Below are 20,269 nucleotides of genomic sequence, written 5' to 3'. Positions count from 1 at the left end.
CCACACGCTCGGTGTCGTCCTGGCGAAAGCCAGGACCCATTACCCCGGTCGAATGTTGTTACAGCACGTCTTGGCCACAACATCGCACAGCAGCGCAAGTTCGTGGTAATGGGTCCTGGCTTTCGCCAGGACGACATTGGAGGAGGCACTGCGCTTCGTTCGCGACGACGGCGCGCGACCAACAACAAGGAAGACAAAACAATGGATCTCGGTCTCAAGGGAAAGAACGCCATCGTGCTCGGCGGCACGCGCGGCATCGGGCGGGCGATTGCGGCGACGCTGGCCGGCGAAGGCGCCAATGTCGCGGTGTGCGCGCGCAATGCGGATCAGGTTGCCGCCACCGTCACTGAGCTGAAGACGAGCGGCATCCGCGCCACCGGCAGCCCGGTCGACGTCACCGACGGCGCGGCGTTGAAGTCCTGGGTCGAGGGCGCTGCAAAGGAGCTCGGCGGCATCGACATGCTGTTCTCCAATGCCGGCGCGATGGCGCAAGGTCAGGATGCAGCGTCCTGGGAGCAGAACTTCCGGCTCGACGTGCTCGGCGCCGTGCATGCGTTCGATGCCGCGCGACCGTTCCTCGAGGCGAGCGGCGAGACAAGCGGCGACGCAGCCTTCGTCATCATCGCCTCGATCTCGGCGGCACAGGCCGATCTCGCGAGCTCCTACGGCCCGATCAAGGCGGCGCTGATCCACATGGCCAAGGGGCTGGCGCGGCAATATGCGAAGAAGAAGATCCGCGTCAACGTGGTCTCGCCCGGCACCGTCTATTTCAAGGGCGGCGTCTGGAACACGATCGAGCAGAACATGCCCGAGCGCTACAAGGATGCGATGAAGCGCAACCCTACCGGCCGCATGGCGACGCCGCAGGAGATCGCAAGCGCGGCGGTGTTTCTGGCCAGCCCGGTGTCGGGGTTCACCACGGGATCGAATCTGGTCGTGGACGGGGCGATCTCGAACCGGGTGAATTTTTGAGGGGCACGCTGTCATCGCCTGCGAAGGCGGGCGGTCCAGTATTCCAGAGACAGTGCGGCTAGAACCGAGAGGCCGCGGCGTACTGGATACCCCGCCTTTGCGGGGTATGACGACTGAGAGTGAGGCGCGATCGCTTCAACAAACTCGTCATTGCGAGCGCAAGCAATCCAGAATCTTTCCGCGGCAACAGTCTGGATTGCTTCGCTACGCTCGCAATGACGGCGTGGCAGCATCCCGCGCGACAACCTCAATGAAAATCCCGCGACGGCGGCAGGATGCGGACGTTGCGAGGGTGGCGGATTTTCTGTGCCGGAGCATCCGCGTGGTCGCGGCGGTCGTCGTTGAGCGGCTCGATCAGCGCGTCGCCTGATGGCACCGGATGCTTGCGGGTCAGCGAGTCATTGGCAAGGCCGATCAGATCGTGCGAGCGGTCGACCATGCGCTGGGCGATGAGATGCGTCACCTTCTCGGGGCTGCTCTGGATATAGCCTTCGACCAGGATGAGGCGCGCGCCCATCACCTCCTTGCGGTACTGCTCCATGATCTTGGGCCACACCACGACATTGGCGATGCCGGTTTCGTCCTCCAGCGTCATGAACACGACGCCGCTGGCGCTGCCCGGCCGCTGCCGGACCAGCACCACGCCGGCGCAGCGGACACGCCGCCGCTCGTTCTGATGATTGACGTCCTTGCAGGCGACGACGCGCTCGCGCGATAACATCTCGCGCAGGAATTCCATCGGGTGGCCCTTCAGCGATAGCCGGATGGTCTGGTAGTCCGCGACCACCTGCTCGGGGCGCGGCATCAAGGGCAATGGCTTTGCATGCTCGTCGGGCTGCTCACGGGCGGTGGCGGCCTCGAACAGCGGCAACGGCACGTCATCTGGCAGCCGCCGCACCTGCCACAGCGCCTCGCGGCGATCGAGCCCGAGCGAACGGAAGGCGTCGGCATCGGCGAGCAGGATCAGCGCGCGCTTGGGCAGGCCGGTGTCGCGGGCGAAATCTTCGAGCGAGGTGAAGGGACGGCGGTTGCGGGCGGCGACGATGCGGTTGGCCCAGTCTTCCTTCTTGTCATTCCGGGGCGACGCGCCAGCGTCGAGCCCGGAATCCATTCCGCCAGGCATATGCGGCCCGATGGATTCCGGGTTCGCGCCAAGTGGCGCGCCCCGGAATGACAGCAGGGAACGTTTCAGATGTTCCTCATCCTCGTCCAGCCAATGAAAACCGTCGATCTGGCGGAAGCCGAGGCGCACCGCGCAGTATTTGCCGCTCCCCTGCTCCAGCGTGTTCTGCGCAAAGCTGTAGGACACGTCGATGTCGCGCACCTCGACGCCGTTCTTGCGGGCATCGCCGACGATCTGCGCCGGCGCGTAAAAGCCCATCGGCTGCGAGTTCAAGAGGCCGCAGCAGAACGCATCGGGATGATGATATTTCAGCCATGACGAAATGTAGACGAGCTGAGCAAAACTCGCGGCGTGGCTCTCCGGAAAACCGTAGGAACCAAAACCCTTGATCTGGTCGAAGCAGCTTCTGGCGAAGTTGGGATCGTAGCCGCGCGCGACCATGTTGCCGATCAGCTTGTCTTCGTATTTGCCGATGGTGCCGACATTGCGGAAAGTCGCCATCGAGCGGCGTAGGCCGTTGGCCTCCTCGGAGGTGAATTTGGCCGCCTCGATCGCGATGCGCATTGCCTGCTCCTGGAACAGCGGCACGCCCTTCGTCTTGTGCAGCACCTTGTAGAGCTCGTCCGCGGGACCATGCTCGGGCGATGGCGAGGGATAGTTCACCTTCTCCTGGCCGTTCCGTCGTCGCAAATACGGATGCACCATGTCGCCCTGGATCGGCCCCGGCCGCACGATCGCGACCTCGATGACGAGGTCGTAGAAGGTCCGCGGCTTCAGGCGCGGCAGCATGTTCATCTGGGCGCGGCTCTCGACCTGGAACACGCCGAGCGACTCCCCGTCACACAGCATGTCGTAGACCTTGGGATCGTCCTGCGGAACGCTCGCCAGAACCCAGCGCTCGCCCTTGTGCTGGTCGATCAAGTCAAAACATTTGCGGATGCAGGTCAGCATGCCCAGCGCAAGCACGTCGACCTTCATCATGTTGAGCGCGTCGACGTCGTCCTTGTCCCATTCGATGAAGGTGCGGTCGTCCATCGCGGCGTTGCCGATCGGCACATAGGTGTCGAGCCGGTCCTGGGTGAGCACATAGCCGCCGACATGCTGGGAGAGATGGCGCGGGAATTCGATCAGCTCGGTCGCAAGCTCGACCGCGAGGTTGATCATGGGGTTTTGCGGATCAAGCCCGGCCTGCTTCACCTGCATGTCGTTGAGGCCACTGCCCCAGCTTCCCCAGACGGTGTCGGCGAGCGCGGCGGTGACGTCCTCGGTCAGGCCCAGCGCCTTGCCGACGTCGCGGATGGCGCTACGCGGACGATAATGGATGATCGTGGCGATGATCGCGGCGCGGTGACGGCCATAGCGGCGATAGACATATTGCATCACCTCCTCGCGCCGCGAATGCTCGAAATCGACGTCGATGTCGGGCGGCTCCAGCCGCTCCTTGGAGATGAAGCGCTCGAACAAGAGATCGACCTTGGTCGGGTCGACCGAGGTGATGCCGAGCACGTAGCACACCGCTGAATTCGCCGCCGATCCCCGCCCCTGGCACAGGATGTTCTGGCTGCGCGCATAATGGACGATGTCGTGCACGGTGAGGAAATAGTGCGCGTATTTCAGCTCGGCGATCAGCGCGAGCTCTTTCTTGAGCGTAGCACGCAGCTTGTCATCGATCTTGCCGGCGAAATATTTATCGACGCCCGCCCAGGTCAGGTCCTCCAGATGCCCTTGCGCGGTCTTGCCCGGCGGCACCGGCTCGTCCGGATATTGATATCTAAGCTGGTCGAGCGAGAAGTCGATCTTGTTCGCAAAGCGCATGGTCTCCGCGATCGCGTCGGGGAAGTCACGGAACAGCCGCGACATTTCGCGCGGAGTTTTGAGAAAGCGCTCGGCATTGGCCTCGAGCTTTCGTCCGACCGCCTCGATCGTGGTCTTTTCCCGGATGCAGGTGAGCACGTCCTGGAGGGGACGGCGCGCAGGATCGTGATAGAGCACCTCGTTGGTCGCGAGCAACTGCACCTTTGCCGTCGTCGCGAGATCGTCGAGCCGCGCCAGGCGGCGTCGGTCATCGCCGCGATGGACCAGGCTCGCCGCCAGCCACACGCCCTCGGCGCGGGTCGCTTTGAGCTTTGCAAGGACATCCAGCGCCTGCGCCGGCTCGAAGCGATGCGGCAGGGTCAAGACCAGGAGCTGGCCTTCCGAAAACGCGAGGAGATCGGAGAAGGTGAGACGGCATTCGCCCTTCTCGATCCGCGTGACGTCGTCGCCACGCTTGCCCCGGGTCAGGAGCTGGCAGAGCCGGCCATAGGCCGCACGGTCGCGCGGATAGACAAGAATGTCGGGCGTGCCGTCGATGAAGACGATGCGCGCGCCGATCAGCAGCTTCGGCTTGTGCAGCACCTTGTCATTGTCGAGCTCCTTGTAGGCCCGCACCACGCCGGCCAGCGTGTTGTGATCGGCGATGCCGATCGCGGAGATGCCGAGGATGCTCGCCTGGTGCACATAGGCCCGCGGATCCGAACCGCCCCGCAGGAAGGAGAAATTGGTGGTGATGCCGATCTCGGCATAAGCAGGCGTGTTCATGCGAAGAGACCGTGCACATACCAGTTGGGAGGAGCGGGCTTGCCGTCGGCGTCGAACACCTCTCCCTCGTAAAGACCGTCGCGAAAAATCCAGAAGCGCAGGCCTTCGGCATCCTCGATGCGGAAATAATCCCGCGTCAACTGCTTGCCGTCCTGACGCCACCATTCCATCGCGATGCGCTCGGGCCCTTCCACCCGCACCACCGCGTGTTTCGCGCGCCGCCAGGTGAATTGATGCGGCGGACCATCCGGCACGGTCGCGAACGGCACTGTGACCGGCTCCGGCTTGTCGAACAGCCGCAGGGGGCGCAGCGGCGGCTCGCCCTCGGCGCGCGCCGGCCATTCGGCCTGCATGGCGGCGGCAAGGTGATGCTGCGCCGGCGCGGCCAGCACCGCACATTCAGGGACATGCGTGTCCTGCGGCAGGTGCACGACGACGCGCTTTCCGCCGATCCGCGCCGCGATGCGGTCGATCAGCGCGGCGAGCTCGTCATTGTCGTGGACATGGGCGTCGAGATCGCGCTGCTCCTGCACCACGATCTCGGTGCGGCTCGCCGACAGCCGCACCATGTCGAAGCCGAAGCCGGGATCGAGGGGATCGGCGAGCGCATCGAGCCGCTCGCGGAACAGGCGGTCGATGACGGCGCTTCGCGTCACCGGCCGTCCGGTCTCGACCATGATCGCCCGCACCACGCCGTCGGTGCGGAAGAAGGCGGCTTCCAGCCGCCGCGCGCCCTTGCCCTGCTTCTCCATGGACGCGATCAACGTGTCGGCGAGCCGCGACAGCGTCATCGCGATCATCGTGTCGGTCGCGATCGGCTCGGCAAAGCGCTTCTCTACGATGTAGTCAGGCAGCGGCTTTCGCGGATTGATCGGCGCATCGCCCTGCCCCAGCGCATGCGCGAGCAGCGTAGAGAACCGCGCGCCGAACCGCGCCGTGATCTCGTGGGCGCCGCGCGATGCGACATCGCCGATGGTCTTCAGGCCGGCACGGCGCAGGCCGGTGGTGATGGCCTCGCCCGCGCCGAGCGCGGACACCGGCAGCCGGCTGATCGCCTCCGCCTCCCCGCCATCGGCGACGATGGTGCCTGTGACCTGGCGCGTCAGCGTCCGCGCGCAGACCGAGGTGCCGGCAATCGCCGCGCTGACGGCAAAGCCTTGTCGGCCGAGCGCGCGAATGAGCGTCTGCAACAGCGCGGCTTCGCCGCCGAACAGATGCGCGCAGCCGGTGATATCAAGGAACAGCCCGTGCGGCGGATCGAGCGCCACCAGCGGCGTGAAACGGTCGCACCAGTCGGCGATGTCGCTCAGCGTCTTCGCATCGGCGACGACATCGGCATCGAACACCCGCAAGTCCGGGCACATCGCCCGCGCATTGGCCAGGGGCTGGCCGATATGCAGGCCCAGCCGCGACGCCGCATCGTCAAGCGCATGGATCACCAGCGCATTGGTCTCTTTGATGACGACGATGCTAGGCTCGTCTTTTTGTTTTGACGCGTTTTCTTCACGCGAACCGGTACCCACTTCGCTCGAAAACGCTTTGGTCTTACCCAGCCCGCCGTTGAAGAACCGCTGGATCCGGTCGATGGGCAGGCGCGGCAGCCACAAGCTGAGAATACGTCGACGGTTCACTGAACTGGCACTCATCACATTTCCATTCCATGATCCACCGGCCGCACGGGCCATGACGATTGCGCAACAGCTCGGCATCGAAGCGCGGCGCGCCCCAGGCATTCCACATCGTGCCCGGCGGCGAATGCGCCGCGCGCAGCATCCATCTGGTCTCGGCAGTCGAGGGCAGCGGCTGCGCGGCCATCCGCAACAGCAGGCCGGTGACGCCGGAGCCTTGCGCGGCCAGCGTCAGCTTGCGGCTCGCCACGAGATCGAATTGCCGCGTCTCGCCCCAGAGCTCGAGCACGACCGCGCCGAGCGCATCGCAGGCCAGTGCATCGGCCGAAGTGCGCAGCGCACTCTCGACATCGGCCGCGCGCACCATCACCACGCGGCGCGGGTCGAGGCCGAGCTCGGCGAGCCCGCTCATCGACAGCGCGCCGGCTTCCAGTTCCGAAAAATCCTGCCGCACCCACAACAGCGGCCGGCGCGCGGTCACGCGTCCCGCAACGCCCATGACAAACCCGGTCGCGGCGGCGCCCTGGCGCCCCTCGCAAAACACCTCGTGGATCGCCGCGCGCGCGAGCCCGCCCTTCAGCGCGCTGTCGACCTCGCCGTGGCCAAGCGCGACGCGATCATGCTGATGCACGACCTCCGCCGTCTCGATGCGCTCGATCTGGCTGCGCAAGGTCGCAAGCGCGCTTGTGCGTGCGCCGCTCATATACGCCGCTCCTTCAGAGGTGATTGCCGGTGGCTCTCAAAAAGAGAACCAGCGGCTGGCTCATTTGTTCATGATATGTTCTAATATAAAGCTAACGGCGCCCCTGGAGTCAATCGAATTGGCGCGCCCATGGATTCATGAGCGGAATCAAGAGGATTCGAGTGCCATGTACCTCGTCACCCTGGACAGCGAGACCGATTTCGACGGCTGGCGTAAAGCCGCACGCGCATTCGCGCTGCATCACGTCGCCCCGGCGGACGTGGTGTGGCACGTGCAAGGCCAGACGAAAGACCAGATGCCGCCCGGCCTGTCCGAAACGCCGAGCCTTCCGCCGATCGAGACCGAGAGCACGTTCACCGTGCCGGCCAATTTCATCGAGCTTGCCCGCATCGCGATCCTGCATCGCGAGGGCGAGCGTTTTGCGCTGCTCTATCGCCTGCTCTGGCGGTTGAAGGCCGATCACGACCTGCTCGTAACGATGAGCGATCCCGACGTGGCGCAGGCAACCGCGATGGCTGGCAGCGTGCAGCGCGATGCACAGCGGATGCGCGATCTCGTCCGCTTCCGCGAGATCGGGCGCGAGCAGAAGGCGCATTACGCCGCCTGGTTCGAGCCGGAGCATCACATCGTCGCATTCGCCGCGCCGTTCTTTGCGCGTCGTTTTGCCGACATGCCCTGGTCGATCCTCACGCCTGACGTTTGTGCCCATTGGAACGGTCACGCGATCTCCTTCACGCCCGGAATCAGCCGGACGGAGTGGCCGGCACCAGGCCGCCTGGAGGAAACCTGGCGGCGCCATTTCCAGCCCGGCCGGCTGACGACGACCGACGCGCCGGTGAAGCGCCGGAGGAACCTCCAGGACGCATCGGTACTTGGATCGATACTTGGACCCCTGCTCGCCGATGCCGAACGCTGGACCGGCGGACGGATCTCCCCACGTCCGGAAGCCATCATGGGACACAAAGCCGCCGCCAACGATCTCGAAGCGCTCCGCGAGGAGGCCGCGCATTGCCGTGCCTGCCCGCTCTACAAGGACGCGACGCAAACCGTGTTCGGCGAAGGCCCGAAAGACGCCACCATCATGCTGGTCGGCGAGCAGCCCGGCGACAAGGAAGACCTCGCCGGCCATCCCTTCGTCGGACCGGCCGGGCAGATGCTCGACCGCGCGCTGGAGGAAGCCGGCGTCGACCGCAAGAAGGTCTATGTCACCAATGCGGTGAAGCACTTCAAATTCGTGCCGCGCGGAAAGATCCGCCTGCACCAGAAGCCGGCAACACCGGAAATCAAAGCGTGCCGGCCATGGTATGAGCGGGAAGTTGCGGCAATCCAGCCCGAGCTCATCGTCGCGATGGGCGCCACCGCCGCGCAAAGCGTATTCGGCAAGATCACCCCAATCGGCAAGACCCGCGGCCGGCTCATCGACCTTCCCGACGGCCGCAAGGCGCTGGTGACGGTGCACCCGTCCTATCTGCTGCGACTGCCCGACCCGGAAGCCAAAGTGCTGGAATATCAGCGCTTTGTCGAAGACCTGAAGATCGCCGCCAGCCTGCAGAGGAAATCCGCGCGCGCCGCCTAAATACGGGCGGGAAAACGCCTTTCAACCACCGCTTGTCATCCAGCCTTCAAATCCATCGCGGACAATACCCTTACCTGAAAGTTAAGGGGCGTCCAGACATGACCGATGTAGCATTCGACCGCGCGGTAGCCGATCCCGCGCCGATCCAGCCGGCCTCACGGCCCAATCTCGACAAGGGCTTCAATCCGCTGACGATGATCCTGTTCTTCGGCATCCTCGCCGCGGGTCTGCTGTTCGTCGCCTACAGCATCTATGCCGACGTCAACGCGACCGGCACGCGGGTCACGACCTTCCTGCCCTACATCCTCTTGTTCGTTGCGCTGCTGATCGCGCTCGGCTTCGAGTTCGTCAACGGCTTCCACGACACCGCCAATGCGGTGGCGACCGTGATCTACACCCATTCGCTCCCGGCTGAAGTCGCCGTGATGTGGTCGGGCTTCTTCAACTTCCTCGGCGTGCTGCTGTCCTCCGGCGCGGTCGCCTTCGGCATCGTCTCGCTGCTGCCGGTCGAGCTGATCCTCCAGGTCGGCTCCAGCGCCGGCTTCGCAATGGTGTTCGCTCTGCTGATCGCCGCGATCCTGTGGAATCTCGGCACCTGGTATTTCGGCCTGCCCGCCTCCTCCTCGCACACGCTGATCGGCTCCATCATCGGCGTCGGCATCGCCAACGCCGTGATGCGCGGCCGCGACGGCACCTCGGGCGTGGACTGGAGCAAGGCTACCGAGATCGGCTACGCGCTGCTGCTGTCGCCGCTGGTCGGCTTCGCCTGCGCCGCCGTGCTGCTGCTGGTGCTCAAGTTCATCGTGCGCAACCCGGCTCTGTACGCCGCGCCCGAAGGCAACAAGGCGCCGCCGCTCTGGATCCGCGGCCTCCTGATCCTGACCTGCACCGGCGTCAGCTTCGCGCACGGCTCGAACGACGGCCAGAAGGGCATGGGCCTGATCATGCTGATCCTGATCGGCACCGTTCCAACCGCTTACGCGCTCAACCGCGCTCTGCCGGAATCCCAGGTCGCCCAGTTCCAGAAGACCTCGGAGGCCGCCGCCAGGGTGATCTCGGCCAAGGGCGCCGGGCACAGCATCATCGGCGATCCCCGTCCGGCGGTGACGCAGTACATCGCACTGCATCAGATCAACGAGGGCACCTATCCCTCGCTCGCCGTGCTGGTGAAGGATGTCGGCGACCAGGTCGCCAAATACGGCACGCTGAACAAGGTGCCGGCGGAAGCCGTCGGCAACACCCGCAACGACATGTACCTGACCTCGGAAGCGATCCGCTTCCTGATGAAGGACAAGGAGAACGATCTCAACAAGGACGAGGTCGCGACCCTGAACGCCTACAAGGGCTCGCTCGACGCCGCCACGAAGTTCATCCCGAACTGGGTGAAGATCGCGGTCGCCATCGCGCTCGGCCTCGGCACCATGATCGGCTGGAAGCGCATCGTCGTCACGGTCGGTGAGAAGATCGGCAAGACCCATCTCACCTACGCACAGGGCGCCTCCGCCGAGCTCGTCGCCGCCGCCACGATCGGTGCCGCCGACGTGTTCGGCCTGCCGGTCTCGACCACCCACGTGCTGTCGTCCGGCGTCGCCGGCACCATGGCCGCGAACGGCTCGGGCCTGCAGATGGCGACCATCCGCAACCTGCTGATGGCCTGGGTGCTGACGCTGCCCTGCGCGATCATGCTGTCGGCCACGCTCTACGTGATCTTCTCGCGAATCTTCTGAAGACCTCTCCTCTCCCTCTCCCCGTTCTTACGGGGAGAGGGTTGGGGTGAGGGGCTGCCTCCGCGATCACGGTGAGAGACGGACTCGCGGAGAGTCCCCCTCACCCGGATTTTACGCTTCGCGAAAAATCCGACCTCGCCCCGCAAGCGGGGCGAGGTGAAGGACGCCGCGCCTACGACGCTGCGAGCGACTCCTCGACCAGCTTGACCCAGTAGGACGTGCCGAACACGATCGCCTCGTCGTTGAAATTATAGGCGGGGTGATGCAGGCCGGCGCTGTCGCCGTTGCCGCAGAAGATGAAGGCGCCGGGGCGCGCTTCCAGCATATAGGCAAAATCCTCACCGCCCATCAGCGGCGGCATCTCGTGCACATTGGCTTCGCCCGCGACCTGCCTTGCGATACGCCGCGCCACCTCGGTCTCCGCGGCGTGGTTGTTCACGACGGGATAGTTGCGCTTGTAGTGCAGGTCGATCTTCGCGCCGGTGATCTGCGCCACGCCCGCCACCACTTCGTGCACGCGCTTCTCGACCAGCTTGCGCACGTCCGGCGACAGCGTGCGGATGGTGCCCCTCAGCGTCGCGGTCTGCGGAATGACGTTGCGGGCGTTGCCGGCGTGGAATTCGCAGATCGAGATCACCGCCGATTCCAGCGGATCGACGCTGCGCGCCACGATCGACTGCAACGCGGTGATCACCTGCGCGCCGACCAGCACGGAATCGATGCATTTGTGCGGACGCGCGGCATGGCCGCCGAGGCCCTCGATCATGATATCGACCTCGTCGGTCGCCGCCATGATCGGGCCCGGCCGGATCGCGAACGAGCCGATCGGGATGCCCGGGCCGTTATGCATGCCGTAGACCTGCTCGATGCCGAAGCGCTCCATCAGCCCGTCCTTGACCATGGCCGCGCCGCCGGCACCGCCCTCCTCGGCCGGCTGGAAGATCACGACAGCATCGCCGGCAAAATTGCGGGTCTCGGCGAGGTAGCGGGCCGCCCCAAGCAGCATCGCGGTGTGGCCGTCATGGCCGCAGGCGTGCATCTTGCCCGGATTCTTCGAGGCGTAAGGCAGGTTGGTCTGCTCCTCGACCGGCAGCGCGTCCATGTCGGCGCGCAGGCCGATGGTCTTGAGCCCTTCGCCGGCTGGCTTGTTGCCCTTGATCACGCCGACCACGCCGGTCTGGCCGAGGCCGGTCACGACCTCATCGCAGCCGAATTCACGCAAACGGTCCGCGACGAATGCTGCGGTGCGGTGAACGTCATACAGCAATTCGGGATGCTGGTGGATGTCCCGGCGCCAGGCCTGAATATCGGGTTGAAGGTCGGCGACGCGGTTCACGATGGGCATGGATGGTCTCAAGCTTTGTTGGGAATACAGGACTGTCTACCATGCAAGCCGCAGTCCACCTAACCGCCGCGGATCGGGGGGAGCCCTGCCCTCTCGTCATGGCCGGACTTGTCCCGAACCGCTGCGTCTGCCTATTAGGACGGAACATCAAGTGACCATCCGGGTGGAAGCAGAATGCCAAGGCGGCTCGAAGGTGAGTTTGACTACATTGTCGTCGGGGCAGGCACGGCAGGATGCATTCTCGCCAACCGCCTATCGGCCGATCCGAAAAATCGCGTCCTCATTCTCGAAGCCGGCGGCGACGACAACTGGATCTGGTTCCACATTCCGGTCGGCTACCTCTTCGCGATCGGCAATCCGCGCTCGGACTGGATGTTCAAGACCGAGGCCGAGCCGGGCCTGAACGGCCGCGCGCTGGCCTATCCCCGCGGCAAGGTGATCGGCGGCTGCTCGGCGATCAACGCCATGATCTCGATGCGCGGACAGGCCGCCGATTACGACCATTGGCGCCAGCTCGGCATGACCGGCTGGGGCTATGACGACGTGCTGCCGCTGTTCAAGCGGATCGAGGATCACTTCCTGGGCGCGAGCGAGCATCACGGCGTCGGCGGGGGCTGGCGCATCGAGGCGCCGCGGCTGTCGTGGGAGGTTCTCGATGCCGTCGGCGATGCCGCAGAAGAAATGGGCATCAAGCGCATCCCGGATTTCAACACCGGCGACAACGAAGGCACCAGTTATTTCCACGTCAACCAGAAGCGCGGCCGGCGCTGGTCCTCGGCGCGCGGCTTCCTCAAGCCCGCGCTGAACCGCCCCAACCTGCGGCTCGAGAAGCACGTGCTGGTCGACCGTCTCATCATCGAGCAGGGCCGCGCCGTCGGCGTGCGTTTCGTCCAGAACGGCGAGATCATCGAAGCGCGCGCGAAGCGCGAGGTGATCCTGTCGGCCGGCGCGATCGGCTCGGTGCAGGTGCTGCATCGCTCCGGCATCGGGCCTGCCGACTGGCTGTCGCCGCTCGGCATCGACGTGATGATGGACAAGCCCGGTATCGGCCGCAATCTGCAGGACCATCTCCAGCAGCGCGCGATCTACAAGGTCGAGGGTGTGCGCACGCTGAACGAGACCTATTACAACCTGTTCCGCCGCGGCCTGATGGGGCTCGACTACGCCTTCCGCCGCCGCGGACCGCTGACGATGGCGCCGTCGCAACTCGGCATCTTCACGCGTTCCGATGCGACGCGCGCACGCGCCAACATCCAGTTCCACGTACAGCCGCTGTCGCTCGACAAGTTCGGCGATCCCCTGCACCGCTTCCCCGCCATCACCGTGAGCGCCTGCAACTTGCAGCCAACCTCGCGCGGCACCGTGCGGCTGCGCTCGGCGAGCCCGGACGAGAAGCCGATCATCGCGCCGAACTACCTGTCGACCGACGACGACCGCCAGGTCGGCGCCGACGCCATCCGCACCACCCGCCGCCTGATGCAGCAGAAGGCGCTGGCAAAATATCACCCGAGCGAATATCTGCCCGGCCCTTCCGTCGGCGACGACGATGCCTCGCTCGCCAAAGCCGCGGGCGATATCGGCACCACCATCTTCCATCCCGTCGGCACGGCGAAGATGGGCGCGGCGAACGATCCGATGGCGGTGGTCGACGAACGCCTCCGCTTCTACGGCCTCAGCGGCCTTCGCATCGTCGATGCCTCGATCATGCCGACGATCACGTCGGGCAATACCAACACGCCGACCGCAATGATCGCCGAGAAAGGTGCGACGATGATTTTGGAGGATGCGAAGTAAGTCGAACTTCCAGTCCTTAGGTCGGATGATTTCGTTTTTGACTTCCCACGTCATCGACCGCCCGTCGGCCTGCAGGTATGAGGGCCAGGCGCAGCGCGGACAGGCGTCTGCGCTCTCAGCGGGTGACGCAAGACGAGGAAGCAGAAAATGAATTTGAACGAGCTTGCCGATCGATATGTGGCTGTGTGGAACGAGCGGGACTCTGAAAAGCGGAAGCGACAAGTCGCGGAATTATGGATTCCGCAAGGTGAGCACTATGTCGAGTCGCGCAAGGTCGTTGGGCATGATGCGCTCGAGCTGCGCATCATTGAATCGCACAACGAATTCGTGCGCGATGCGGGAAATCGCTTTCGCGCAGTGCCCGGCGCTCGCCGGGAAGGCAACGTGGTGGCATTCTATTGGGAGATGTTGCCGGCCAACGCGGATACCGTGCTGGGCAAAGGCCTGGAATTCGTTGTCGTCTCGGATGCTGGAAAGATAGTCCAGGACTACCAGTTCTATCCGGCCTGACAGGCCCGCATCGCAATGTCCGACGACACGAAGGCGGAGTGATTCATGCCCGTTTCATATGCCATCGAGTTTCAAGTTGTCCCCGGCAAGCGGGAGGAATTTCTGGAGCGCCTCTGTGAAGTCCTGGACGCGATGAAGGTCGAGACGACATATTGTGAGGCGGTCCTGCACCAGGATCCGACGTCCGAAAACCACTTCATGCTCTACGAGACGTGGGACAACCACGATGATGTCGTCAACGTGCAACTGAACCGTCCCTACCGGCACGCGTGGCATGATGCTCTCCCGAGAATACTGGCGAGTGAGCGCAAAATCGGCGTGTGGGAACCAATTAGGGCGGATCCGAAGCGCTCCCCGAAGACCAGATGACCTCGTGGAGAATCGGGCGGCGCTATCTGCGCATGAGCACGTGCTCTCTGGCGCCTGCCCGTCCCCTCTCGACAGCGACCGGCGATGCCTGATCGACAAGCTCCGACTGCATCAGGTTTGCAAGCTCGATCGTACGGTTGTCTGCCGGAAACAGCATTTCGAGGGCGAGTTCGGCCAAGGTGATGTCAGTGGCGGTGCCGAAGACGGTCACGGTATTCAGAAAGGACATGGTGCCGAGGCGCGTCGTGATACGCAGCGGGGTGGCTAGCCGCTCGGACTGCTCGAAGCCCATGCTGGTGGTCGAGTCTGACGGGGCGGGATACGCTGCGACCTCTGCGAGCAGATTTTGCAGCCAGGGATCGGCCCCGGCCTCGATCTGCTGACGCAACACACTCAAGCAATAGGCGCGCCATGCCGCGAGGTTCAGGATTCGCGGTCCCATGCCTTCCGGATGCAGCATGAGACGCATCGCGTTGATGGGTGGCTCTAGGAGTGCTTCCGAACATCCTTCATAGAGCTGGGGAAGCGCGCCATTTGAAAGCACCACGTTCCAACGCCGATCCACTGCGAAGGCGGGAAAGGGCTTGTGTGCCTGGAGAATGCGATCCATCGCCGCCCTCGCTGCTTCGAGGCCGTCGATCGACGTCTCCTCGTACGCTGGCGCAAACCCCGCCGCGAGCAGCAATCTGTTGCGATCCCGAAGCGGAACATCGAGAAGGTCTGTCAGACGGTTGATGATGGCCCGGCTTGGTTGCGCTTTCCCGGTTTCGAGGCATGACAAATGCCGGGTTGAGCTATTGGCCGCGAGAGCCAGATCAGTCTGCGTGAGGCGTCGCCGCTCGCGCCAACGTCTCAAGAGGATCCCGAAAGGAAGCTGGTGCGCTGTCATGGGGCCAGCCTAGCTTTGGGCCCAGCCATAGAAAATGACCTCCGAGGTCAAGATTGCCATGCATTCCAAGTCGCGCCACCTTCCGACTTCACGAAATCGTCATCCCATCCAGGAATAAACCCCGCCCTCCCCCAATCACCTCCCCGAAGCCCAATTCCGGGCGAAGTGGAGACGTTGCGATGAGCGGACACGATCACGGGGATGACGGCGTCAACCGCCGCAAGGTGCTGGAATGCATGACCTGGGCCGGCACCGGGGTGCTCTGGACCATCACGGGCGGCGTGCCGCGCTCGCTCGGCATCATCGATTCCGCGCAAGCCGCGACCGCGGCCGCGCCCGGCATGACCTTCCTCCAGATCAGCGACAGCCATGTCGGCTTCGACAAGCCGGCCAATCCCAACGCGCTCGGCACGCTGGAGGAAGCCATCAACAAGATCAACGCGATGCCGGCCAAGCCGTCGTTCATGATCCACACCGGCGACATCACCCATCTGTCTAAGGCCGCCGAGTTCGACAATGCCGAACGCATCATCTCGCAGACCAAGCTCGACGTGCACTACGTCCCCGGCGAGCATGACTTCATCGACGAGGAGGTGAAGCTCTATCGCGAGCGCTACGGCCGCGGCACCAAGGGGCACGGCTGGTACTCCTTCGATGCCGGCGGCGTGCACTTCGTCGGCCTCGTCAACGTCGTCGACCTCAAGGCCGGCGGCCTCGGCAATCTCGGCGCCGAGCAGCTTGCCTGGCTGGAGGACGACCTGCGCGGCAAGTCGAAATCGACGCCGGTCGTGCTGTTCGCCCACATCCCGCTCTGGACCGTCTATCCGGAATGGGGCTGGGGCACCGAGGATGGCGGCCGCGCGCTCGAATACGTCAAGGGCTTCGGCTCGGTCACCGTGCTGAACGGCCACATCCACCAGGTGATGCAGAAGGTCGAAGGCAACGTCACCTTCCACACCGCGCGCTCGACCGCCTTCCCGCAGCCGGCGCCGGGGGCAGCTCCTTCGCCCGGACCGATGAAGGTCGAGGACGCAAGGCTGCGCTCGATGCTCGGCGTCGCCAGCATCAACTTCAAGCAGAACGAGCAGCGGCTCGCGATCATCGACACACCGCTCCAGGGCTGAATCCAAGGTTGAATGGAAGCTGACAATGAAGACACTCAATCGCCGCGACTTCGGCGTCGACCTCGGTCTCGCTCTGGCCGCGGCCGTCCTGCTGCCCGCAACAACCGCCCGGGCCGACGACATGGACGTGCACATCGACAATTTCGTTTTCCAGCCGGCCGAGCTCAAGATCAAGGTCGGCGCCACCGTGACCTGGACCAACCGGGACGACATCCCGCACACGATCGTCTCGGCCGGCAAGTTCAGGTCCAAGACCCTGGACACCGACGACAAGTTCTCCTTCACCTTCACCAATGCGGGCGACTACAAATATTTTTGTTCGTTGCACCCGCACATGACGGGGATGATCAAGGTTGAGTAACGTCTCCAACCAAGGCATCAACGTCTTGCCCGGCCGGTGGTCCCACGCCGGCCGGGCTCCTGTGCGTTCCGTCACACACAGGGACGGAACGAAGCCACAGGCAGAACAAGAGGCAAAGCGAGGAGCGATGCCCGCCACCGACGATCTGCAGAAGGCGCAGCGCTTCCGCGAAGCGGCGCTGCCCTATCTCGACGACGTCTACACGCTCGCGCGCTATCTGCTGCGCGACGCCTCCGATGCCGAGGACGCGGTGCAGGAGTGCTATCTGCGCGCGCTGAAGCACTTCGACAGCTATCGCGGGCCGGCGATGAAGCCCTGGCTGTTCGCGATCCTGCGCAACGTCTGCAACGCAGAATATGCGCGTCGCGCGCACAGGCCCAGCGCGATCGAGGATACGCCCGGCGCCGCCGAGCAGACGCCGATCTGGCAGGAGACCGGGGCAAGCCCGGAAACCGAAGTGCTGCGCAGCCGCGATGCCGGCGCCATCCGCAAGCTGATCGACACGCTCGCCGAGCCGTTCAAGGAAACCTTCGTGCTGCGCGAGATCAACAACCTGTCCTATCGTGAAATCGCCGAGGCCGTCGGCGCCCCCGTCGGCACCGTGATGTCCCGCCTCGCCCGCGCCCGCGCCATGCTGCGCGCGGCCTGGACGGCGGAAGAGGAGCATCCAAGATGACCTGCGACGAGGCAAGAATCCTGCTTCACGCGCTGATCGACAACGAGCTCGATGCCGGCCACGCGCGCGAAGTCGAAGCCCATATCGCCGGCTGCCCGGCCTGCGCCGCGGAGCTTGCGGCACAACGCGAGATGCAGCGCGTGCTCGCCGACACCGATTTGCGCTACACCGCACCGGCGAGCCTGCGCGCCCGCATCGAGGCCTCGATGCCTCAGCCGCAGCGCCTGCAACCGACCCGCCGCTCCGTGTTGCGCGGCTTTGCGATGGGCTCGGCGGTCTCCGCGCTCGCCGCCTCCGGCGTCGTCGCCGTGGTGCTGCGCCAGGACGACCAGCAGCGCATCCTGTCGGAGGTCGTCTCCGCCCATCTGCGCTCGCTACAGGCCGGCCATCTCACCGACGTGATCTCGACCGACCAGCACACCGTCAAACCCTGGTTCAACGGCAAGCTCGACGTCGCCCCGCCCGTGATCGACCTCACCGCGCAGGGTTTTACGCTGGTCGGCGGCCGGCTCGACTATATCGACGCCCGCGCCATCGGCGCCGTCGTCTACCGGCGCCGGCAGCACGTGATCAACCTGTTCGTGTCGCAGACCTCGAGCACCGAACACCGGCCGCCGAAGACCCAGACCATGCAGGGCTTCAACTGCCGCCGCTGGGGCGATCGCGGCCTGAATTTCTGGGCGGTCAGCGATCTCGGCGCCGACGAGCTCGCCGAGTTCGTCGACAAGTTCGGGGCGGCGATGAAGGTGAATGTGGAGGGGTAGCGGCTCGATGATGTATCATTCCGCGATACGCGGGTATTGCCAAATGTATCAGATAATGATACATTGATTGGGTGATCAGAACGTTTCGGGACAAAACGACTGAGGCAGTCTTCGACGGAGAAAGTCCCAAAGGCTTTCCAGCCGATCTCGTGAAGGTTGCACGCCGGAAACTGCGTTATCTGCACGCTGCCGGCGAGCTCGGCGATCTAAGGGCGCCGCCCGGCAACCGTCTGGAGGCCCTGAGCGGCAATCGCAAGGGACAGCACTCGATCAGGATCAATGATCAGTTCCGAGTGTGCTTCATCTGGACACCGCAAGGGCCCGTCGAGGTCGAGATTGTGGACTATCACTAGGGAACGCGACAATGGCCAAAAAACTCAAGCCCATGCACCCCGGTGAGGTTCTACGGGAGGAGTTTCTAGTCCCACTGAACATGTCCGCTGGCGCGCTCGCCAAGACGTGCGGCTTGCCGCGCACGCGCATCGAGCGGATCGCGAATGAGCAGACCGGAATCACCGCCGACACCGCGCTTCGACTGGCCAAGGCGCTCGGCACAACGGCCGAACTCTGGCTCAATCTTCAGAATGATTATGACATCCAGATCGCGAAGCGCGATCTCGGCAAGGCACTTGACCGCATCGAGACCGTGAACAGGCCGCAAGCGGCTGAATGACGGCCCAACTAAGCCGACCTTCTCACCGCGTTGTCCACCAGCGTCTTGCCGAGCGACCAGATCGCACCGGGGACCTTGTGGCTGCCGGCGATGACGTCGTCGAAGGCACGCTCGATCCAGCCGCAGTCTTCCTCGGTGATGGTGAGCGGCGGCAGCAGCTTGATGGTGTGGCTGCCGTGGCCGGCGACCTGGGTGAGGATCTTGTGATCCTTGAACAGCGGCACGGTGATGAGCTGGCAGAACAGGCCCTTGTTGGCGGCCTCCAGCACGTTCCAGGACGCCCGCAGGCGCAGCGACTTCGGCGGGCCGAACTCAACGCCGATCATCAGGCCCTTGCCGCGCACTTCCTTCATCAGCTCGTAGCCGGGCACCATGCGCGTCAGCGCAAGGCGCAGCTCGGCGCCGCGCTTGGCGGCGGACTCGATCAGCTTCTCGGACTCCATGACATCGAGCGTAGCGATGCCCGCGGCCATCGCCAGATCGTTCTTGGAGAAGGTGGAGCCGTGCACCACCGCACGATCCATCTGGTTGAAGATCTTGTCGAAGATGCCCTTGCGCGTCAGCACCGCGCCGACCGGCACGTGGCCGCCCGACAGCGACTTCGACAGCAGCACCATGTCGGGCTCGACGTTCCAGTGCTCGACCGCGAGGAAGCGGCCGGTGCGGCCCATGCCGGTCTGGATCTCGTCGGCTACGAACAGCGTGCCGTATTTCTTGCAGAGTGCGGCCGCACCGGGCAGGAACTCGTCGGTGGGCATGTTGACGCCCTTGCCCTGGATCGGCTCGACGACGAAGGCCGCGACCTCGCGCGAGGCCAGCGCCTTTTCGAGCGCGGCGAGATCGTTGAAGGGGACCGGGGTGCAGCCAGGCAGCAGCGGCTCGAAACCGGTGCGGAAGTTCGAGTCACCCGTCAGCGACAGCGCGCCATAGGTCAGGCCGTGATAGCCGTGGGCGCAATAGACGATGCCGGGACGGCCGGTGGCGCCACGTGCGAACTTGATCGCGGCCTCGACGCATTCCGCTCCGGAATTGGCGAAGAACGCCTTGTCGAGATAGGGAACGTATTTCAGGAGGCGCTCGGCGAGCACGCCGGCGAGCGTCGAGACGTCGAACTGGACGAGGTTGGGCAGGTCGGCATCGAGCACGCTCTTGAGCGCGTCGCGCATGACCGGATGATTGCGCCCGATCGCAAACACGCCAAAGCCGGACAACAGGTCGAGATAGCGCGCCCCGTCGCGGTCGTAGAGGTACTGCCCCTGCCCCTTCTGGAAGCCGACGTCGTAGCCGATGGTCTTGAGAACCCGAACGAACTGCTCGTTCAGATACCGATTATGCAGGGCACTGCGCTGGGCCTGACGGTCCGCGAACAGTTGAGACATGTCTGGATTTGGGCTGTGCATCCGCTACATACTTCGGTTGAGGGCCGTCTCGTCAACTGGAAACGGACCGTTACAG

18 protein-coding genes are annotated in these 20,269 nt (G+C 64.5%); 12 read left to right on the top strand and 6 right to left on the bottom strand.

Translation table 11 applies throughout. The features are described from left to right. Nucleotides 1-201: 201 nt before the first annotated feature. Entirely contained in the window at nucleotides 202-972 is a 771-nt protein-coding gene (locus BJA_RS15000; RefSeq protein WP_038965747.1) for an SDR family NAD(P)-dependent oxidoreductase, read from the top strand. A gap of 247 nt (nucleotides 973-1,219) precedes the next feature. Here BJA_RS15000 and BJA_RS14995 read toward each other — a convergent pair whose 3' ends face one another. From BJA_RS14995 to BJA_RS14985, 3 genes are read right to left on the bottom strand one after another with little or no spacing between them, the layout of a single operon-like run. Further along, nucleotides 1,220-4,675, bottom strand: coding sequence for an error-prone DNA polymerase (locus BJA_RS14995; protein ID WP_011085810.1), 3,456 nt, complete (start codon nucleotides 4,673-4,675; stop codon nucleotides 1,220-1,222). Next, entirely contained in the window at nucleotides 4,672-6,321 is a 1,650-nt protein-coding gene (locus BJA_RS14990) for a Y-family DNA polymerase (protein WP_063921433.1), read from the bottom strand. The genes BJA_RS14995 and BJA_RS14990 overlap by 4 nt, the downstream gene beginning before the upstream one ends. Beyond that, the gene (locus BJA_RS14985; protein WP_011085808.1) at nucleotides 6,221-7,006 is read right to left on the bottom strand and encodes an ImuA family protein; all 786 of its coding nucleotides are present in this window, start codon (nucleotides 7,004-7,006) and stop codon (nucleotides 6,221-6,223) included. Before BJA_RS14985 ends, BJA_RS14990 begins: the two co-directional genes overlap by 101 nt. Before the next feature lie 166 nt (nucleotides 7,007-7,172). Between BJA_RS14985 and BJA_RS14980 the strand changes: the two genes are divergently transcribed. Both BJA_RS14980 and BJA_RS14975 read left to right on the top strand, forming a co-directional pair. Continuing rightward, nucleotides 7,173-8,582, top strand: a complete 1,410-nt coding sequence (locus BJA_RS14980; RefSeq protein WP_011085807.1) for a UdgX family uracil-DNA binding protein — start codon at nucleotides 7,173-7,175, stop codon at nucleotides 8,580-8,582. A 98-nt stretch (nucleotides 8,583-8,680) separates the two neighbouring features. Beyond that, nucleotides 8,681-10,309, top strand: coding sequence for an inorganic phosphate transporter (locus BJA_RS14975; protein WP_011085806.1), 1,629 nt, complete (start codon nucleotides 8,681-8,683; stop codon nucleotides 10,307-10,309). 172 nt (nucleotides 10,310-10,481) lie between these two features. Here the strand turns inward: BJA_RS14975 and BJA_RS14970 are convergent, their stop codons facing one another. After that, nucleotides 10,482-11,654 (bottom strand): M20 aminoacylase family protein, encoded by a 1,173-nt coding sequence (locus tag BJA_RS14970; protein ID WP_011085805.1) that lies wholly within the window; start codon nucleotides 11,652-11,654, stop codon nucleotides 10,482-10,484. Nucleotides 11,655-11,828: 174 nt separating this feature from the next. Here BJA_RS14970 and BJA_RS14965 point away from each other — a divergent pair, with 174 nt between their 5' ends. From BJA_RS14965 to BJA_RS14955, 3 genes are all read left to right on the top strand, one after another. Next, the gene (locus BJA_RS14965; RefSeq protein ID WP_011085804.1) at nucleotides 11,829-13,448 is read left to right on the top strand and encodes a GMC family oxidoreductase; all 1,620 of its coding nucleotides are present in this window, start codon (nucleotides 11,829-11,831) and stop codon (nucleotides 13,446-13,448) included. Between the two features lie 147 nt (nucleotides 13,449-13,595). Further along, entirely contained in the window at nucleotides 13,596-13,958 is a 363-nt protein-coding gene (locus tag BJA_RS14960) for a hypothetical protein (RefSeq protein ID WP_011085803.1), read from the top strand. Nucleotides 13,959-14,003: 45 nt separating this feature from the next. Then, complete coding sequence (locus BJA_RS14955; RefSeq protein WP_011085802.1) at nucleotides 14,004-14,327, top strand: putative quinol monooxygenase; 324 nt, start codon at nucleotides 14,004-14,006, stop codon at nucleotides 14,325-14,327. A 22-nt stretch (nucleotides 14,328-14,349) separates the two neighbouring features. Here BJA_RS14955 and BJA_RS14950 read toward each other — a convergent pair whose 3' ends face one another. Then, on the bottom strand, nucleotides 14,350-15,216 hold the full coding sequence (locus BJA_RS14950) for a helix-turn-helix transcriptional regulator (RefSeq protein WP_011085801.1): 867 nt from the start codon (nucleotides 15,214-15,216) through the stop codon (nucleotides 14,350-14,352). Nucleotides 15,217-15,395: 179 nt separating this feature from the next. Here BJA_RS14950 and BJA_RS14945 point away from each other — a divergent pair, with 179 nt between their 5' ends. The 6 genes from BJA_RS14945 (at nucleotide 15,396) to BJA_RS14920 (ending at nucleotide 18,814) form a co-directional block, all read left to right on the top strand. Then, nucleotides 15,396-16,340 (top strand): metallophosphoesterase family protein, encoded by a 945-nt coding sequence (locus BJA_RS14945; protein WP_011085800.1) that lies wholly within the window; start codon nucleotides 15,396-15,398, stop codon nucleotides 16,338-16,340. A 25-nt stretch (nucleotides 16,341-16,365) separates the two neighbouring features. Continuing rightward, on the top strand, nucleotides 16,366-16,701 hold the full coding sequence (locus BJA_RS14940) for a cupredoxin domain-containing protein (protein WP_011085799.1): 336 nt from the start codon (nucleotides 16,366-16,368) through the stop codon (nucleotides 16,699-16,701). Between the two features lie 127 nt (nucleotides 16,702-16,828). After that, nucleotides 16,829-17,377: a sigma-70 family RNA polymerase sigma factor gene (locus BJA_RS14935; protein ID WP_028172321.1), complete on the top strand. Its 549-nt coding sequence runs from the start codon at nucleotides 16,829-16,831 to the stop codon at nucleotides 17,375-17,377. Continuing rightward, the gene (locus BJA_RS14930; RefSeq protein ID WP_011085797.1) at nucleotides 17,374-18,141 is read left to right on the top strand and encodes an anti-sigma factor family protein; all 768 of its coding nucleotides are present in this window, start codon (nucleotides 17,374-17,376) and stop codon (nucleotides 18,139-18,141) included. Before BJA_RS14935 ends, BJA_RS14930 begins: the two co-directional genes overlap by 4 nt. 71 nt (nucleotides 18,142-18,212) lie before the next feature. Further along, a complete protein-coding gene (locus BJA_RS14925; protein WP_011085796.1) occupies nucleotides 18,213-18,494 on the top strand; it encodes a type II toxin-antitoxin system RelE/ParE family toxin in 282 nt (93 codons plus the stop codon). 11 nt (nucleotides 18,495-18,505) lie between these two features. Further along, nucleotides 18,506-18,814: a HigA family addiction module antitoxin gene (locus BJA_RS14920; protein ID WP_011085795.1), complete on the top strand. Its 309-nt coding sequence runs from the start codon at nucleotides 18,506-18,508 to the stop codon at nucleotides 18,812-18,814. An 8-nt stretch (nucleotides 18,815-18,822) separates the two neighbouring features. On the opposite strand, the gene hpnO is transcribed toward BJA_RS14920, so the two are convergent. Continuing rightward, the gene (hpnO, locus tag BJA_RS14915) at nucleotides 18,823-20,214 is read right to left on the bottom strand and encodes an aminobacteriohopanetriol synthase HpnO (RefSeq protein WP_011085794.1); all 1,392 of its coding nucleotides are present in this window, start codon (nucleotides 20,212-20,214) and stop codon (nucleotides 18,823-18,825) included. Between the last annotated feature and the right edge of the window lie 55 nt (nucleotides 20,215-20,269).

The sequence above is a fragment of the Bradyrhizobium diazoefficiens USDA 110 genome (assembly GCF_000011365.1).
Taxonomy (GTDB): Bacteria; Pseudomonadota; Alphaproteobacteria; order Rhizobiales; family Xanthobacteraceae; genus Bradyrhizobium; species Bradyrhizobium diazoefficiens.
The sequence above is the reverse complement of the archived record's forward strand: the minus strand, read 5'-3'. Positions and strand labels throughout refer to the sequence as shown.

What these genes read in the sequence shown, in the direction of transcription:
- BJA_RS14975 (WP_011085806.1), top strand. Translation starts at nt 8,681, where the DNA reads ATGACCGATGTAGCATTCGACCGCGCGGTAGCCGATCCCGCGCCGATC.
- BJA_RS14960 (WP_011085803.1), top strand. Translation starts at nt 13,596, where the DNA reads ATGAATTTGAACGAGCTTGCCGATCGATATGTGGCTGTGTGGAACGAG.
- BJA_RS14985 (WP_011085808.1), bottom strand. Translation starts at nt 7,006, where the DNA reads ATGAGCGGCGCACGCACAAGCGCGCTTGCGACCTTGCGCAGCCAGATC.
- BJA_RS14965 (WP_011085804.1), top strand. Translation starts at nt 11,829, where the DNA reads ATGCCAAGGCGGCTCGAAGGTGAGTTTGACTACATTGTCGTCGGGGCA.
- BJA_RS14935 (WP_028172321.1), top strand. Translation starts at nt 16,829, where the DNA reads ATGCCCGCCACCGACGATCTGCAGAAGGCGCAGCGCTTCCGCGAAGCG.
- BJA_RS14945 (WP_011085800.1), top strand. Translation starts at nt 15,396, where the DNA reads ATGAGCGGACACGATCACGGGGATGACGGCGTCAACCGCCGCAAGGTG.
- BJA_RS14950 (WP_011085801.1), bottom strand. Translation starts at nt 15,216, where the DNA reads ATGACAGCGCACCAGCTTCCTTTCGGGATCCTCTTGAGACGTTGGCGC.
- BJA_RS14920 (WP_011085795.1), top strand. Translation starts at nt 18,506, where the DNA reads ATGGCCAAAAAACTCAAGCCCATGCACCCCGGTGAGGTTCTACGGGAG.
- BJA_RS14990 (WP_063921433.1), bottom strand. Translation starts at nt 6,321, where the DNA reads ATGAGTGCCAGTTCAGTGAACCGTCGACGTATTCTCAGCTTGTGGCTG.
- hpnO (WP_011085794.1), bottom strand. Translation starts at nt 20,214, where the DNA reads ATGCACAGCCCAAATCCAGACATGTCTCAACTGTTCGCGGACCGTCAG.
- BJA_RS14980 (WP_011085807.1), top strand. Translation starts at nt 7,173, where the DNA reads ATGTACCTCGTCACCCTGGACAGCGAGACCGATTTCGACGGCTGGCGT.
- BJA_RS14955 (WP_011085802.1), top strand. Translation starts at nt 14,004, where the DNA reads ATGCCCGTTTCATATGCCATCGAGTTTCAAGTTGTCCCCGGCAAGCGG.
- BJA_RS15000 (WP_038965747.1), top strand. Translation starts at nt 202, where the DNA reads ATGGATCTCGGTCTCAAGGGAAAGAACGCCATCGTGCTCGGCGGCACG.
- BJA_RS14970 (WP_011085805.1), bottom strand. Translation starts at nt 11,654, where the DNA reads ATGCCCATCGTGAACCGCGTCGCCGACCTTCAACCCGATATTCAGGCC.
- BJA_RS14930 (WP_011085797.1), top strand. Translation starts at nt 17,374, where the DNA reads ATGACCTGCGACGAGGCAAGAATCCTGCTTCACGCGCTGATCGACAAC.
- BJA_RS14940 (WP_011085799.1), top strand. Translation starts at nt 16,366, where the DNA reads ATGAAGACACTCAATCGCCGCGACTTCGGCGTCGACCTCGGTCTCGCT.
- BJA_RS14995 (WP_011085810.1), bottom strand. Translation starts at nt 4,675, where the DNA reads ATGAACACGCCTGCTTATGCCGAGATCGGCATCACCACCAATTTCTCC.